The sequence below is a fragment of the Stenotrophomonas sp. YJH_SMC_19 genome (assembly GCF_059367915.1).
Genome location: NZ_JCAFRI010000029.1, coordinates 1 through 15,984, shown reverse-complemented (window position 1 = coordinate 15,984; position 15,984 = coordinate 1). Strand labels below are relative to the sequence as shown.

The 15,984-nt window shown below is 66.8% G+C and carries 11 protein-coding genes; 6 read left to right on the top strand and 5 right to left on the bottom strand.

Annotated features, from left to right (window positions below; translation table 11 throughout):
- Positions 1-55: 55 nt before the first annotated feature.
- Positions 56-2,419 carry a ribonucleoside-diphosphate reductase subunit alpha gene (locus AC5P5R_RS20335; RefSeq protein WP_495226438.1) on the bottom strand — a complete coding sequence of 788 codons (2,364 nt, stop codon included), beginning with the start codon at positions 2,417-2,419 and terminating at the stop codon, positions 56-58.
- Positions 2,420-2,849: 430 nt separating this feature from the next.
- Here AC5P5R_RS20335 and AC5P5R_RS20330 point away from each other — a divergent pair, with 430 nt between their 5' ends.
- Both AC5P5R_RS20330 and AC5P5R_RS20325 read left to right on the top strand, forming a co-directional pair.
- Entirely contained in the window at positions 2,850-3,827 is a 978-nt protein-coding gene (locus AC5P5R_RS20330) for a zinc-binding dehydrogenase (protein ID WP_100438602.1), read from the top strand.
- 348 nt (positions 3,828-4,175) lie between these two features.
- Positions 4,176-6,803 (top strand): TonB-dependent receptor, encoded by a 2,628-nt coding sequence (locus AC5P5R_RS20325; protein WP_100438603.1) that lies wholly within the window; start codon positions 4,176-4,178, stop codon positions 6,801-6,803.
- A gap of 73 nt (positions 6,804-6,876) precedes the next feature.
- Here the strand turns inward: AC5P5R_RS20325 and betT are convergent, their stop codons facing one another.
- Both betT and AC5P5R_RS20315 read right to left on the bottom strand, forming a co-directional pair.
- On the bottom strand, positions 6,877-8,856 hold the full coding sequence (gene betT / locus AC5P5R_RS20320; protein WP_100438604.1) for a choline BCCT transporter BetT: 1,980 nt from the start codon (positions 8,854-8,856) through the stop codon (positions 6,877-6,879).
- A 195-nt stretch (positions 8,857-9,051) separates the two neighbouring features.
- The gene (locus AC5P5R_RS20315) at positions 9,052-9,441 is read right to left on the bottom strand and encodes a VOC family protein (RefSeq protein ID WP_005413725.1); all 390 of its coding nucleotides are present in this window, start codon (positions 9,439-9,441) and stop codon (positions 9,052-9,054) included.
- A 150-nt stretch (positions 9,442-9,591) separates the two neighbouring features.
- Between AC5P5R_RS20315 and AC5P5R_RS20310 the strand changes: the two genes are divergently transcribed.
- From AC5P5R_RS20310 to AC5P5R_RS20300, 3 genes are all read left to right on the top strand, one after another.
- Entirely contained in the window at positions 9,592-10,110 is a 519-nt protein-coding gene (locus tag AC5P5R_RS20310; protein ID WP_005409975.1) for a sigma-70 family RNA polymerase sigma factor, read from the top strand.
- On the top strand, positions 10,107-11,051 hold the full coding sequence (locus AC5P5R_RS20305; RefSeq protein ID WP_100438605.1) for a FecR family protein: 945 nt from the start codon (positions 10,107-10,109) through the stop codon (positions 11,049-11,051). The genes AC5P5R_RS20310 and AC5P5R_RS20305 overlap by 4 nt, the downstream gene beginning before the upstream one ends.
- 69 nt (positions 11,052-11,120) lie before the next feature.
- The gene (locus AC5P5R_RS20300) at positions 11,121-14,069 is read left to right on the top strand and encodes a TonB-dependent receptor (protein ID WP_164281597.1); all 2,949 of its coding nucleotides are present in this window, start codon (positions 11,121-11,123) and stop codon (positions 14,067-14,069) included.
- A 139-nt stretch (positions 14,070-14,208) separates the two neighbouring features.
- On the opposite strand, the gene AC5P5R_RS20295 is transcribed toward AC5P5R_RS20300, so the two are convergent.
- On the bottom strand, positions 14,209-14,532 hold the full coding sequence (locus AC5P5R_RS20295) for a DMT family transporter (protein WP_005409978.1): 324 nt from the start codon (positions 14,530-14,532) through the stop codon (positions 14,209-14,211).
- The gene (locus AC5P5R_RS20290; RefSeq protein WP_005409979.1) at positions 14,532-14,885 is read right to left on the bottom strand and encodes an SMR family transporter; all 354 of its coding nucleotides are present in this window, start codon (positions 14,883-14,885) and stop codon (positions 14,532-14,534) included. Before AC5P5R_RS20290 ends, AC5P5R_RS20295 begins: the two co-directional genes overlap by 1 nt.
- Before the next feature lie 160 nt (positions 14,886-15,045).
- Between AC5P5R_RS20290 and AC5P5R_RS20285 the strand changes: the two genes are divergently transcribed.
- Entirely contained in the window at positions 15,046-15,897 is an 852-nt protein-coding gene (locus tag AC5P5R_RS20285) for a LysR family transcriptional regulator (RefSeq protein ID WP_049396525.1), read from the top strand.
- The last annotated feature ends 87 nt before the right edge of the window (positions 15,898-15,984 follow it).

The following is a 15,984-nucleotide window of genomic DNA, read 5'->3' as shown; positions in this document are numbered from 1 at the left end:
GCCGGCACTACCGAAGATCACGGGGTTGCCGGCCAGCGGCCGGCACTACCATTGATCAGCTGGAGCACCACTCGCATTCGCTGATGTCGATGTCGTTGGAGCGCACGTAGTAGGTGGTCTTCAGGCCCTCGCGCCAGGCGCTCAGGTGCAGCTCCAGCAACGTGCTGGCGCGGATGGTGCTGGGCACGTACAGGTTGAAGCTGATCGACTGGTCGACATGGCGCTGGCGGCGCGCGTTCTGGCGCACGCTGGCGAACTGGTCGACCTTGTAGGCACCCTTCTCGTAGTACGGCCAGGTTTCCAGCGACAGGCCCGGCGCCGCCACCGGCCGCCGGAAGTCCTTCTTTTCCTCGTAGTAGAACGCGCTGTAGATCGGGTCGATCGAGGCCGTGGAGCCTGCAATCTGCGCGGTGCTCATATTCGGCGCCACCGCCAGCAGCCAGCCGTTGCGCAGGCCGTGCGTGGCCACTTCGTGGGCCAGGCTGTCCCACGCGGCGCCACTGTAGTCGCGGTCACGGAAGTAACGCCCGTTGTGCCAGTCACTACCCGCGAACATCGGGTAGCTGCCCTTCTCCTTCGCCAGCTGCGCGCTGGCCTGGATGGTCAGGAAATTGATGCGTTCGTAGAGCCGGTCGGCCAACGCCTCGGCATCCGGTGATTCCCATTGGATTGCCTGCTGCGCCAGCAGGTGGTGCCAACCGAACGTGCCCAGGCCGATGGCGCGATACTTGCGATTGGTGATCGTGGCCTGCGGCACCGGCAACGCATTGAGGTCGATCACGTTGTCGAGCATGCGCACCTGGATCGGGATCAGGCGCTCCAGCACATCGGTGGCCAGCAGGTCATCCGGTGCGCTGATCGCCCGGCCGAGGTTGATCGAGGACAGGTTGCAGACCACGAAATCGCCGGCACGGCGTGTGGTGACGATCTGGTCGCCGCTGACGATCTCCTGGATCATCCGCGTCGGGCTCATGTTCTGCAGGATCTCGGTGCACAGGTTGCTGGAATAGATCATGCCCGCGTGCTTGTTCGGGTTCCGGCGGTTGACCTCGTCGCGGTAGAACAGGAACGGGTTGCCGGTCTCCAGCTGGCTGAGCATGATCCGCTTGAACAGATCGATGGCCTTCACCGTGCGGCGGCTGATGCGCTCGTCGGCCACCAGTTCGGCGTAGCGGTCGCGGAAGCTGCCCGCGCCGCGCGTCTCGTCGTAGAAGTCCTGCAGGTACCAGCCCTTGGCCTGCTTCACCTCGTGCGGGTCGAACAGGTACCAGTCGGCGCGGCGCTCCACCGCCTCCATGAACAGGTCGGGCACGCACACCGAGGTGAACACATCGTGCGCGCGCAGGCGCTGGTCGCCGTTGTTGAGGCGCAGGTCCATGAACGCTTCGATGTCGCGGTGCCAGATGTCCAGGTACACCGCCACCGCACCCTTGCGCTGGCCAAGCTGATCGACCGACACCGCGGTGTTGTTGAGCTGCTTGATCCACGGCACCACGCCGCCAGAGGAATTGGCCACGCCACGGATCGGTGCGCCACTGCTGCGCACATAGCCCAGGTAGGCGCCAACGCCGCCGCCATGCTTGGACACGCGGGCGATATCGGTGTTGGAGTCATAGATGCCCTGCAGGCTGTCGTCCACCGTGTCGATGAAGCAACTGGACAGTTGCCCACCCACCTTGCCGGCATTGGCCAACGTCGGTGTGGCGACCGTCATGTACAGGTTGGACAGCGCCCAATACGCCTCGCTGACCAGCTGCATGCGCCGCTCACGCGGTTTTTCTTCCTGCATGAGGTACAGCGCGATGGTCAGCCAACGCTCCTGCGGCAGCTCGTAGACCTCGCGGCTGCGATCGCTGGCCAGATAGCGCGTGGCCAGCAGGTACAGGCCGTTGTAGGCGAACAGGCGGTCGCGTTCCGGATCGATCATCTCGCCGGCCTGCTGCAGCTCTTCCTTCGAATAGCAGCGCAGGATGTCGTTGCTGTAGATCCCGCGGTCGGCCAGGCTTTCCTGCAGGCCCACATACGAGCCGTACTTCAGGCCGACGTCGTAGAAGCGGTTGCGGCTGGCGCGCTTGTACAGGCGGCGCAGGTAGATGCGCGCGGCAAACTGTTCCCACTCGGGTGCGACCAGGTCCACCCGCGACTCGGCCTCGCGGATCAGCAGATCGACCAGGTCATCGGCACTGATGCTCGGCTTGCGCTCGACCATCGACTGCACGACGCGGCGGTAGTCGCTCACGTCCAGCTGCGGGAACTCGGCATGCACGGCGTCGATGCTGCGCTGCAGGCGCTCGGCCTCGAACGGCAGGCGGCGGTTGCCGGCCTCCTTGGTGATCCAGGTCGGCACACGCTCGCCACCGGCGCGCAAGGCGTCGCCAGCGCCGGCCAGATCGGCCACGCGGAAGGTACTGTCGGTCATGGTGGTGAAACTCCAGGCTCGCGCGCGCGTTGGCGGTCGATGCCATGGCGGCCCTGAACGCGATACCGGCGCACGGGGCGAACGGGTGGATTGCCAGGGCACGGGAACGTAGGTCGTCGGCATCTGCCTGCGCCTGCGGCCGGTATCCGGGCCGTGGGGGCGACCTGCGTCCGCACGATGGCGGCCGCGTCGACACGGCAAGCCTCAGGGGCGGGCCGCGGGACGTTTGCTGCATGTCCGGCGGCGGCGGCTGACCGGGAGTGACGGCCACAACATAGTGGGGATATTCGAACTCGTCAACACAAGATGCGGTAATCAACACATGTCGCGACGATCAGTCGCAGGATGCCGTGTTGCACCTGCGGCGCCTTGTCGACAGCGCCTGCGTCCCCAGTTCGGTACAACATCAACTTTCCCCGGAACACCGCCCATGCGCGCTGCCCAGTACCCCTCCTTCGGCGATCCGGCCGACGTCCTTGCCATTGCCGATGCGCCGCTGCCCGAGCCCGGCCCCGGCGAGGTGCGCATCCGCACCGTGCTGGCCTCGATCCACAACCACGATCTGCTGACCGTGCGCGGCCTGTACGGCTACAAGCCGACCCTGCCGGCGATCGGTGGTAGTGAAGCGCTGGGCGTGGTCGATGCACTTGGCGACGGTGTCGACGGCCTGCAGATCGGCCAGCGGGTGGCCGCCGCCTCGGTGCACGGCACCTGGGCCGAAGCGTTCATTGCGCCGGCACGCATGGTGATTCCGATGCCGGAGGCGATCCCGGACGAAATGGCCGCGCAGCTGATTGCCATGCCGCTGAGCGCGCTGATGCTGCTGGAGTTCCTGCACGTCGAGCCGGGCCAGTGGATCGTGCAGAACACCGCCAACGGCGCGGTGGGCAAGTCGCTGGCGATGCTGGCGCGGGCGCGTGGCGTGCATGTGGCCAACCTGGCGCGCAATGCTGATGCGGTCGCGCAGCTGCAGGCGCTGGGCATCGATCATGTATTCGACACCTCGCTGGAAGGCTGGAAGGATCGCGTGCGTGAGGCGACTGGCGAAGCACAGGCCGCGGCCGCGGTGGATTCCATCGGCGGCGACGCCAGCGGTGACCTGGTCGACCTGCTCGGCCACCACGGCACCCTGGTGTCGTTCGGAGTGATGAGCGGCGAACCGATGCGCATTCCCGCCGGCGGCCTGATCTACAAGGAAGCCACGGTGAAGGGTTTCTGGGGCAGCAAGGTCAGCCAGGCGATGGCGGTGGAGGACAAGCGCCGGCTGGTCGGCGAACTGCTGAAGCGTGCGGCGAGCGGCGAACTGACCCTGCCGGTGGAGCAGATCTTCGCACTGGACGACATCGCCCAGGCAGCGAAGGCTGGCGCCGGTTCGGGCCGTAACGGCAAGGTGCTGCTGCGGCCTTGATGCCTCAGCGGATGGCGCTGCCCCGGTAATGGCGCTGTCCCGGTATGGCGCTGTCCCGGTATGGCGCTGTCCCGGTAGAGTCGACTGTCAGTCGACTCTCGCGCGTAGCGCGGGGGGATGAGGCTTCTTTCCACAGGGAAAGGGCTGTGACCCTGCAGGGTGTGCGGACCAACGGTCCGCACCCACCAAAGATCGGTGCCGCACCCACCGAGTGGGTCTGCTCCAACGGAGGCACCGACTTTCGTTAAGAACCTGTGATGTATAACTGAATGCGCTTTCGTCATTGGAAGGCGCATGTGCCTGCGTGCGGTACTGACGGTTCCTCCCCCGTTCGGCGTTGTCGCTTCCATGTACCGCACCACCCTGAACCTGCTTGCCGGCGCGATCGCGCTGGGCCTCACCGCCGGCGCAGCCGGCGCCGCTGAATCCGCCGACACCGGCAAGGACAGCACCACCCTCGGCGCCGTGCTGGTGACCGGCTCCAACATCAAGCGCAGCGATACCGCCGGGCCGAACCCGGTGCAGATCGTCAGCCGCGAACAGATCGAGCAGACCGGCCGCTCCACCCTCACCGACGTGCTGCGCAACCTGTCGGCCAATGCCGGCAACAGCTTCGACGAACAGTACACCGGCAGCTTCGCCGCCGGCTCGGCCTCGATCGGCCTGCGTGGCCTATCTCCGAAGAACACGCTGGTGCTGGTCAACGGCTACCGCGTCTCCAACTTCGGTTTCGCGCTCAACACCGAGGACACCTTCGTCGACCTCAACGCGCTGCCGATCAGCGCAGTGGAACGCATCGAAGTGCTGAAGGATGGCGCCTCGGCGGTGTACGGTTCCGATGCCATCGCCGGCGTCATCAATATCATCCTGCGAAAGAACTTCCAGGGCGTGGAAGTCGGCGGCGGCTTCGGTACCGCCACCCATGGCGGCCTGAACGAGCGCAAGGCCAACCTGCTGGCTGGCTTCGGTGACCTCGAACAGCAGGGCTGGAACGTGCTGTTCGGGCTGGACCTGCTCAAGCGTGATCGCCTCGACGCCGACCAGCGTGCCTACACCCGCAGCGGCGATTTCCGCGACAAGCCCGGCGGTCGCCTGGCCGGTTGGTCCACCGCCGGTGGCAACTGGCTGTCCAACCCGCGCGCACCGCAACCGTTCGCCAACTGCCCGGATGGCAGCCAGCTGCGCCCGTACAGCGATTTCGGCAGCACCCTGCCCGGCCAGGCCTGCGCCTTCAACGCGCAGCCGTTCAAGACCCTGCAGCCCGGCGCCGAGCGCCTGCAGGCGTCGTTGAGCGCGACCTACCGTTTCAATGACAGCGTCGAAGCGTTCGCCGATGTGCTGTACAGCCACAACAAGGCCGACCAGATCTTCAGCGCGCCGCTGACCGTCGGCCCCGGCCTGCGCGCGTACAACCCGGCCACCGGCACCCTGATCGACGTGCCGGCGGTGCTGCCGGTCGGCCACCCGAACAATCCGGGCAGCACGCCACTGCCGTTCGAGTACACCTTCTTCGACCTCGGCCCGCGCCTGAAGGACAACACGCAGGTGTTCTACCGCGCCTTGGCCGGCGTGCGTGGCAGCGGCGAGCGATGGGACTGGGAAGTGGCGGCGCTGACCTCGCAAAGCTCGCAGCGCGAATACGTCGACAACTTCGTCAACCGCTACGCGTTCGAGCAGATCCTGCGCGATGGCAACTACAACTTCCTCAACCCGTCCAGCACGCCGGGGGCGCTGGATGCACTGCGCCTGCAGACCAAGCGTCCGGGCTGGTACAAGCTGCATTCGTTGAACGTGAAGGCCTCGACCTCGCTGTGGGAGCTACCGGCCGGTGCGGTCGGCTTCGCCTGGGGTGCCGAGTTCCGCAAGGAATCACTGGACGCGCGCACCAGTGCGCAGGTGCTGTCGGGCACCGAGCTGCGCCCGGCCATCAACGTGGTCAACGGCGAGCGCCAGGTCAGCGCCGCCTACGCCGAACTGAGCGTGCCGCTGCACCGCACGCTGGAGCTGCAGGTGGCCGGTCGTGGCGACCACTATGACGACTTCGGCAACGCGTTCTCGCCGAAGGTGGCGCTGCGCTGGCAGCCGCTGGACAGCTTGCTGCTGCGTGGTTCGTTCTCGCGTGGCTTCCGCGCGCCTTCGCTGCCGGAGATCGCGCCGGGCCAGACCGTCAGCTATGGCTCGGTGATCGATCCGCTGGATCCGTTGCAGCCCGGTGGCAGCCGTGGCGTGACCAACATCCGCACCGGCAATCCGGACCTGAAGGCCGAACGCTCGCGCAACTTCAACGTGGGCGCGGTGTGGTCGCCCGATGGCGATACCAGCATCGGCCTGGACTGGTACCGCATCGAGCAGGACAACCTGGTCAAGCCGGACAGCGCGCAGTTCATCGTCGACAACCCGACGCTGTTCCCCGGCCGCGTGCAGCGTGATGCACAGGGACGCATCCAGTTCATCACCAACCAGTATGCCAACCAGGGCGAACTGACCACCTCGGGCCTGGACCTGGAAGCCAACCGCACCTTCCGCACCGAAGGCTGGGGCAACTTCACCGTGGCCGGCAGCTGGACCCATCTGCTCAGCTTCAAGCAGCCGCTGGTGGCCGGTCAGGCACCGTATGAAGGGGCCGGCAACAACCGCCACGGCGCACTGCCGCGCACCCGCGGCACTACGTCGCTGAACTGGGCAGTGGGCGACTGGAGCAGCACGCTGAGCCTGCAGTACGTGAGCGGCTATGACCAGCGCGTGGCGACAGCGACCAGCAACCCCGGCCTGCGTGATCGCATCAAGCCGTATCACCAGCTGGACCTGTACGTGGCGTACGAAGGGATTCCCAACACCACGCTGTCGCTGTCGGTGCTGAACCTGACCGACAAGGACCCGCCGTTCGACCCGGCCGGTGGCTCCAATGGTTTCGACATCAGCCAGTACAACCTGCGCGGGCAGTTCGTTTCGCTGGGGGCGCGCTACCGGTTCTGATGGGCCACCTGCAGAGCCGAGCATGGGCTCGGCTCTGCAGGGGTGTGCGGACCAACGGTCCGCACCCACCGCATCACCGGCTCAGGTGCAGGAACTGCAGGTGCCGTTCGTACTGGCTGATGATGTCGTTGATGATCTGCTTGCGGCTGTAGCCCACCAGGTCGTAGTCCTGGCTGCCTTCGAACAGATGCACTTCAGCGCGGTAGTAGCGCTGGTTGCGCAGCTGCTGGGCGGCGAACGACGGGGTCAGGTAGCCGCTCAGGATCACTCGGTACAGGAAGTCCTGCTGCTCGCCGTGATTGACCGTCAGCTCCATGTCGCCGGCCTCGAAGCGGGTGGATACATCCCAACCCTGCCCGCGCAGCTGTTCGGCCACCGCTTCCATCGCTGGCTTCACCGTGTCGTCCATGAAGCGGTAGACCTGGTCGCGCACCGGGAAATGCATGGCCTGGCTCAGGCGCTGGCGCCAGCCCTGGTGGTGGCGGTCGTCGCCGATCAGCGGCGAGGGCCGGTACTGCAGCGCGCGCTTGCGGTGCGATTCGTCACTGAAGGCGCGGGTCAGCCCCCACATCATCAGCAGCAGCACCGCCGAGAACGGCAGCGACGCCAGCACCACCGCAGATTTGAGCGCATCGATGCTCCCAGCCAGCAGCAGCCCGGCGGTCAGTACGGCGATCACCGTGCCCCAGAACACACGCAGCCAACGCGGACCATCATCCTCCGGTGCACCGCCATGCGAGGACAGCGTGGACAACACCACCGCCCCCGAGTCGGCCGAGGTCACAAAGAAAATGAAGCTGACCAGCACCGTCACCGCGATCACCGTGCGGCTCCACGGGTAGCCATCCAACAACGCGTAGAGCACCGTCGGTGGATCATCCACCGCCAGCTGTGCCAACTGCTGCTGGCCGTGGTGCAGCACCTGGTCCAGCGCGCTGTTGCCGAAGATCGACAGCCAGGCCAGGGTGAAGCCCAGCGGGATCAGCAGCACGCCGAACACGAATTCGCGGATGGTGCGGCCCCGTGAGATGCGTGCGATGAACAAGCCCACGAACGGTGCCCAGCCGATCCACCATGCCCAGTAGAACACCGTCCAGCCGCCCAGCCATTCCGGTCGGCCGCCATAGGCGTACACATCAAAACTCTTGCCGACCACGCTGCCCAGGTAGTCGCCCAGGTTCTGCATCAGCGTGCTGAACAGGTACTGCGTCGGCCCGGCAAACAGCATGAACAGCACCAGCGCGATCGCCAGCAGCATGTTGATGTTGGCCATCCAGCGCACGCCCTTCTCCACGCCGGAGACGGCCACGGCCACCGCCGCGCCCATCATGCTGACCACCAGGATGATCTGCACCAGGTTGGAATGCGGGATGTTGAACAGGTGCGCAAGGCCGGCATTCAGGTGCAGCACCCCGAAGCCCATGTCGGCACCGATGCCGAACACGGTAGCGACAATGCCCAGCGCGTCCACGGTGTAGCCGATCGGGCCATTGATGCGCTTGCCGATCAACGGGTACAGCGCCGAACGCAGCGCCAGCGGCAGGTTGTGGCGGTAGGCGAAGTAGGCCATGGCCATCGCCGCCAGCGCGAACACACCCCAGCCGTGCAGGCCCCAGTGCAGGAACAGCAGCTGCATGGCCTGGCGCGCGCCGGCCTCGCCCGCGGCCGGATCGCCCTGCGGCGGCTGCAGGTAGTGGGTCAGCGGTTCGGAAACGCAGAAGAAGAACAGGGTGATGCTGATGCCGGCAGCGAACAGCATGCCGGCCCAGGAAAGGTAGCTGAACTCCGGCTCGTCATGGTCGGCGCCGAGCTTGATGCCACCGTACTTGGACAGCGCCACGCCGACCACGAACACCAGGTAGAGGGTCATCGCCAGCAGGTAATACCAGCCGACATTGAGTGCGGCCCAGTCCTGTGCCTTCAGCAGAAGGCGGCCCGCACCAAGCGGGAACAGGCTGACGAACAGCGCGAACGCCACGACAACGATCGCCGCGAAGGCGAACACAGGCCGAAGGGTGCGCACCGGGGATTGTTGCGGCTCCAGTACTTCCATGGGGCGGCGTTCTCCGGTAGATCAAAGGGTTAGCCGACCAATTCTGGCTGAACCGCAGTGGACAGAGCATGAAGTTGCGGCCTGTGGTCACAGGCCCGGCCCGCCATTCCGTGCTATCACGCGCGCGCCGAAGCATATCTGCGAGCGCAGCCGCGCGCGGACCGCGTGCATCGCGGCCACGCGCGCACTGTCCAATCACGACATCACATGCACCACATGCACCGCGCACAGCTTGTTGCCGTCCGGGTCGCGCAGGTAGGCCAGGAACAGCTGGCGCCCGGCCATGCTGCGGATGCCAGCCGGGTCTTCGATGGCCGTACCGCCATGGGCCACGCCAGCATCCTGCCAACCGCGCACGGCCTCGGCACTGTCGAGGGTGAAACCAATGGTGCCGCCGTTGGCATGGCATGCAGGCTGCCCATCGATGGGCGCGGTGACGCCGAACATCCGCCCATCCTTGAAGTACAGCAGCCGACCCTTTTCGTCGAACACACCCGGACGTGCCCCCATCGCGGCGAACAGGGCATCGTAGAAGCGGCGCGCGGCATCCATGTCGTTCGTTCCTACGGTGATGTGGCTGAACATGCGGGCACTCCTTGTGGAAAGCCGCAGTGTCGGCGAGCACGCCGGGCATCGCAAATCCGGCGATCTCTCCTGCTGCGGCATGCGCAGGATTTGTCGTGCGCCGCCCGATCGCCCTATAATGGGAATCATTCTCATTAATGACCCGTGCCGATGGCCGTGCCCGCCGCCTCCAGCACCGCGCTGGCGGGGTTCTACCGCGAACACCATGGCTGGCTGCTGGGCTGGCTGCGCCGCCGCACCCACAACGCCGACTGCGCCGCCGACCTGACCCAGGACACCTTCCTGCGCCTGCTCAGCCGGCGCGTCGATCCGTCCGAACTGCGCCTGCCCCGCGCCTATCTCAGCACCATCGCGCACGCGCTGCTGGTCAATCACTGGCAGCGCGCGGACCTGGAGCGCGCCTATCTGACCGCGCTGGCCGCACAACCGGAGCCGGTGCATCCCTCTGCGGAGGAGCGCACGCAGGCGCTGCAGCTCCTGCATGCCATCGCTGACATGCTGTCCGGCCTGGCCGAGCGGCCACGGCGTGCCTTCCTGCTGGCCCGGCTGTCCGGACTGGGCTATGCGGAGATCGGCCAACAGCTGGGCGTGTCCGAGCGCATGGTCAAGAAGTACATGGCGCAGGCGATGCTGCATTGCCTGCGCCTGTCCGGCGACGCGGCGGCATGAGCGCGGCAGTGGCCGGCCCGGCGCTGGAGCAGGCGGCAGAGTGGTTCGCGCTGCGCCAACAGGGCTGGAGCGACGACGACCAGCAACACTGGCATGCGTGGCTGCAGGCCGACGCCGGTCACGCCGACGCCTGGCGCCGGGTCGAGGCGGTCTGGCAGTCGTTCGCACCGCTGTCGGCACCGGCGGCAGCAACGGCGCTCGATGCCGCCGGCCATCGCCGCCGCCGCGCACTTCGCAGTCTCGGCGGCGCGCTCGGCATCGGTGCGGTCTCGCTTCTCGGCCTGCACGGGCTGCAGGCGCAGCGCCACCTGCAGACGCAACGCACCGCTGCCGGGCGCACCGGTCATTGGACGCTGGCCGATGGCAGCCAGTTGTGGCTCAACGCCGGCAGCGAAGTGACCGTCGACATCGGCAACGGCAACCGCGCCCTGCATCTGCTGCGCGGCGAACTGCTGCTGCAGACCGGCCACCACCCCGCATTCGTCGGCCTGCCCCTGAGCGTGCATGTACCCGGCGCGCGCCTGCAGCCGATCGGCACCCGCTTCGCGGTCGGCCGCGAAGCCCAGCACAGCCGCTTGGACGTGTTCGAAGGCGTGGTGCGGTGCCTGCCGATGTTCGGCGCGGCGCTGGATGTGCCTGCGGGAAGTGCGCTGCAGATCGGACCGATGGGGGGACTCACAACGGTCGCTGCCGATCCTCTGCGCGGCGACTGGCAGGGCGGACGCCTGCAGGTGCAGGACACGCGACTGATCCGGGTGATCGACGAACTGGCCCGTCACCATCGGGGCTATCTGGGCTGTGATCCGGCACTGTCCGCATTGAATGTCACCGCGGTATTGCCGCGCCTGGACAGCCTGCAGGCCCTGAAACTGCTGGCGCGCGCCCTGCCGATCCGCATCGAGCAGCGCTGGCCATGGTGGACCGTTGTGCGTCCGCGTTGAAATCGCGGTTCCCTTTCTGCGCGCTCGGCGGGCACTACAAGGGAACCCATTGCGGATGTCGCCGCCCCCATGAAACTACCCTGCCCTTCCCCTCGCCCGCTTGCCATCGCGCTGTGCCTGGCCCTGGCCACGCCGTGCCTGTTGCCGGCCGCCGCCCACGCACAGAATGCTGCCTCCGCCGTTCGCTGGCAGATCCCGGCCGGTCCGCTTGACCAGGCCTTGACCGCGTTCGGTCAGCAGTCCGGCCTGTCCATCGCTGCCGATGCGCGCCTGACCCGCGGCCGGCACAGCGGTGGCGTGCAGGCCTCGCTCAACACCGAGGCCGCGCTGGCACAGCTGCTCACCGGCACCGGCCGTTCGTTCCAGCGTGATGCCAGCGGCGTGGTGCTGCAGGCCGCCCCGGCCACCGACGCCGACGTACGCCAGATCGGCACCCTGCGCGTGGCCGGCCAGGCCAGCGAAGGTGCTTCGCCGTGGGGGCTTGCCGATGCCGATGCTGTCTACCGTGACAGCGGCTCGCGCGTGCACCTGGACCACCAGCAGCTGGAACGCTTCCGCGGCCAGTCGATCGGCGATGTACTGGCCGGCGCAGTCGGCGTGCACACCGGAGACGTACGCAATGGCGGCGCGCTGGACGTCAACATCCGCGGCCTGCAGGGCCAGAACCGGGTGCCGGTGATCATTGATGGTGGCCAGCAGGCCATCGACGTGTACCGCGGCTATGCCGGCGTGCAGCAGCGCAGCTACCTGGACCCGGACCTGATCAGCGCGATCAGCATCGAGAAAGGGCCGAGCCTGGCCGCCAATGCCGCCAGCGCGATCGGTGGCGTGGTCTACATGGAAACGCTGAAGGCCGAGGACATCCTCGACGACGGCCAGGACTGGGGCCTGCGCGTGCGTGGCGGCGTGGCCGACAACAGCATCGACCGCACCCGTACCTTCAAGCAGATCGCGCGCGGCAGCGACAACCGCAACAGCCTGCGCGACCCGCGCGACTGGAACGGCAGCGTCGCCTTCGCCCAGCGCGGCGAAGACTGGCAGCTTGTCGCAGCCTACGCACGGCGCCGCCAGGGCAACTACTTCGCCGGCAGCAGCGGCGCCGACCGCTACGACGACCAGCACCTGTCCAGCGGCGGTACCGGCATGTCCAGCCAGGCCGTTTCCAAGCTGTACCACCCGGGCGATGAAGTCCTGAACACGCACACCGACAACGAATCGGCGTTGCTGAAACTCACCTGGGCACCCAACCCCGACCAGCGCCTGGAGCTGAGCCACCGCTTCTTCAACTCCAGCTTCGGCGAAATCATGCCGTCGGCGATCGGCCGCGTGGGTGAGTCCAACGAATGGGTGACCTACGTGGACAAGGCCAACACCATGTTCCAGTTCGAGCCCGGGAAGATGCGGGTCAACGCCACTTCGCTGCGCCATCGTTACCGCCCCGAGGCGCACCCGTGGCTGGACCTGAACAGCACGCTGTGGTTCACCACGGCCACCAGCCGCATGTTCAACAGCAATATCGCCAACACGCCGCTGTTCAAGGACGTGCCCAACGACCAGATGCCCGACACGCTGGGCGAGACCTACGGCCCTGGGCTGCAGTCGGACGTGAAGACCCGGCGTTGGGGCCTGGACAGCAGCAACACCACGCGTTTCAGCAATGATCTGGGCGACTGGACGCTGCGCTATGGCGCGTCCTTCCAGCATGAAGACACCGCACCCAACTCGCCGGTACTGCCGGTGGACTACAACAACAACCGTTACCTGCGATCGGGCACGCGCCGCGAGGCCAGCGTGGTGGCGTCGTTGCAATGGCAGCCGTGGGACTGGCTGTCGCTGACGGCCGGCGGCCGCTTCATCGACTACCGCACCCGCGACCGCAACCGCGTGGCCTTCGTCAGTGAATCGCGCGACCTGCGCTACACCTTCGCGCGCCTGAGCAAGGGTGGCCAGCTGCTGCCGGGCTGGTACAAGGAGTGGTACCCGGATGCACAGGGCAACTACACGTATGACTCGCTGCGCGCCACGCCCTATGGCGACAGCACGCTGGGCCAGACCTACGATTTCGACGGCTTCATCCGTGACCCGCGCGGTGCCAACGGCTTCCATACCAAGCAGATTCCCACCGCCTGGGGCTACAAGCCGGCGATCCGCCGCTCCGGCCACGGCTTCGCGCCGTATGCCGAAGCCCGCTTCAACCTCGACGCGGACATGTTCTTCTACGTGAAGTACGCGCAAGGCTGGAAGATGCCCAGCCTGTTCGAATCAACGCTGGGCAACAGCACCTCGGCGCCGGTGGCCGACCTGAAGCCGGAAAAGAACCGCTCCTGGGACATCGGCTTCAGCCTGCTCAAGCAGGACCTGTGGCGTGACGGTGATCGCCTGGCGTTCAAGGTGGCCTGGTTCAAGAACGATATCGACAACGCCATCACCCGTCGCTTCGATTCCAGCAACTGGGCCTTTTACGTCGACAATGTCGACAACTACACGGTGTCGGGCTACGAGCTGCAGTCCGGCTATGACGCCGGCATCGCCTACCTGGACCTGTCGGCCAGCTATTACCAGCGCGCGCGTACCTGCGATGCGGCCACTGCCAAGCGCCTGCGCGAAGATCCGTATGCGAAGTGGAGCAAGCTGGACACCACACCGGACTGCGTGGACGGCGGCTTCGGCACCTCGTTCGTCAACGCGCAGAACCCGCCGAAGTACTCGATCCACAGCACGCTGGGCGTCCGCCTGTTCGATAAGCGACTGGATACCGGCATCCGCCGCACCTACAACAGCGGCCCCACCCATGAACTGGACAAGCCCTGGAACACCACCGGCTCCACCGGCCTGCAGAACATCTACCTGCCGACCGCGATCTATGACTTCTATGCGCGCTGGCAGTTCACCCCGAAGGCCGAAGTGGAACTGGTGGTCAGCAACCTGCGCAACACCTACTACATGGACACGCTGGCGATGAGCCTGATGCCGGGCCCGGGCCGCACCACGCGGCTGAACTTCACCGCACGGTTCTAACTGCTGCAGAAACAGCAACGCCCCGGAGGGGTCCTCCGGGGCGCTTGCCTGCGGCGCTCACGCTCTGGCAGGTGCCAACCTTGGTTGGCACAGCGCTTCCGCACCGGTAGATGCCAACCCTGGTTGGCACGGCGACGCGTTACTTCGCGGTACTCAGCAGCAGTACCGCGACGGTCACCAATGCGATGCCGACCCAACCGATCGGACGCAGGCGATTGCCGAACAGCAGGCGTCCGCAGGTGGCGGTACCGATCACGCCGATTGCCCCCCACATCGCATAGGCGGTGGCCAGGTCCATGTAACGCACGGCCTGGCCCAGCAGGGCAAAGGCAATCCAGACCATGACGATGGCTCCAACGCCCCAGCGCCAGCGGCGGAAGCCCTCCGACTTGGCCACCATCATGTTGGCGGCGACGTCGATCAGCGCCGAACAGATCACGAAAAACAGGGCCAGGGTATTCATCAGTGCGCCTCCCCGAGAGTGACGCAGACGATGCCGACCACCGCCAGCACCAGGCCGGCCAGCTGCTGCAGCGACAGGCTTTCACCGAAGACGGTGAGGCCGACCACGGTCAGCAGGGTCAGGCCCAGTCCTTCCCATACCGCGTAGGCCACGCCCACCGCGATGCGGCGCACCGACTGCGCCAGGAAGAAGTAGGACAGCGCCAGCGCGCCGGCCATGACCAGATAGCCGGTCCAGCCGCCATCGCGGGCGGCGTGGGCCATGAACGACGTGCCGACCACTTCGGCGACGATCGCCACGGTCAGGCAGGCCCAGGCGACCAGCGCGCCACGGGCGGGAACAGTACGGGACATGTGAAGCTCCTTGCAGGGCGGGGACCACTCCGCCTCATCAATGGATCCACGCCGAGCGTGGAGGGTCCGGAACGCCCCGCAGACAGGGGCGACGGCGGCCAGTATCATCGCCTTTTACGGTGGAATCAAAATGGATTCCATCGACAGGAGCGATGGATATATGCCCTACTCCCCTGAATCCCTGCAGGCCTTCGTGGAAGCCGCGGCGCTGGGCTCGTTCTCGGCTGCGGCGCGACGCCTGCGCAAGACCCAGTCGACAGTCAGTACCGCCATTGCCCACCTGGAAACCGACCTGGGCGTGAGTCTGTTCGATCGCAGCGGGCGCTACCCGCAGCTGACCGAGGCCGGGCGCCAGGTGCTGGGGCACGCGCAGGAGATCCTGGCTGCCGATGCGCGCCTGCAACAGTTGAGCGTGCGCCTGGCCGCACCGGTCGAAGCGCGACTGACCGTGGTGTTCTCCGATGTCTATCAGCTCGATCCCGAACAGCGGATCCTGCAGCGCTTCTCCGAGGCGTTCCCAGAGATCGAACTGGAATGGCTGGATGCGGAGGGTGAGGACGTGCTGGAGCTGGTCGGAAGCGGCCGCGCCGCACTGGGCCTGCTGCCGCGACAGGAACACTATCCAGATGGCCTGATGGCCCGGCCGCTGGCCCACCACAGCGAACTGTCGGTGTACGTGGCGCGCGACCATCCGCTGGCCAGCGCCGGGCGTCGCGCCGCCGCACAACTGGCGCGGCATCGGCAGGTGCGCCTGAGCGCGGAAGTCGATCAGTCCCGCGTGGTCACCGGCCTGGCCTGGACCGCCACCGACTACCTGATGGTGATGGAGATGGCCGAGGACGGCATCGGCTGGGCCGAGCTGCCCCGCGCGCTGGTGCAACGCTACGACCGCGGGCAACTGGTGGAACTGACCCTGCCCGGGTGGCCGCGGCGCATCCACAGCGACCTGCTGTGGCGCCGCGACACGCCGCCCGGACCGGCCGCACTGTGGTGGGCCGACGCGCTTGGATGAGGTAGTGCCGGCCGCTGGCCGGCACTCCCAGTGTCCCGTGGTTGCCGGCCAGCGGCCGGCACTGCCGATCAACGATGGGCGAGCGCG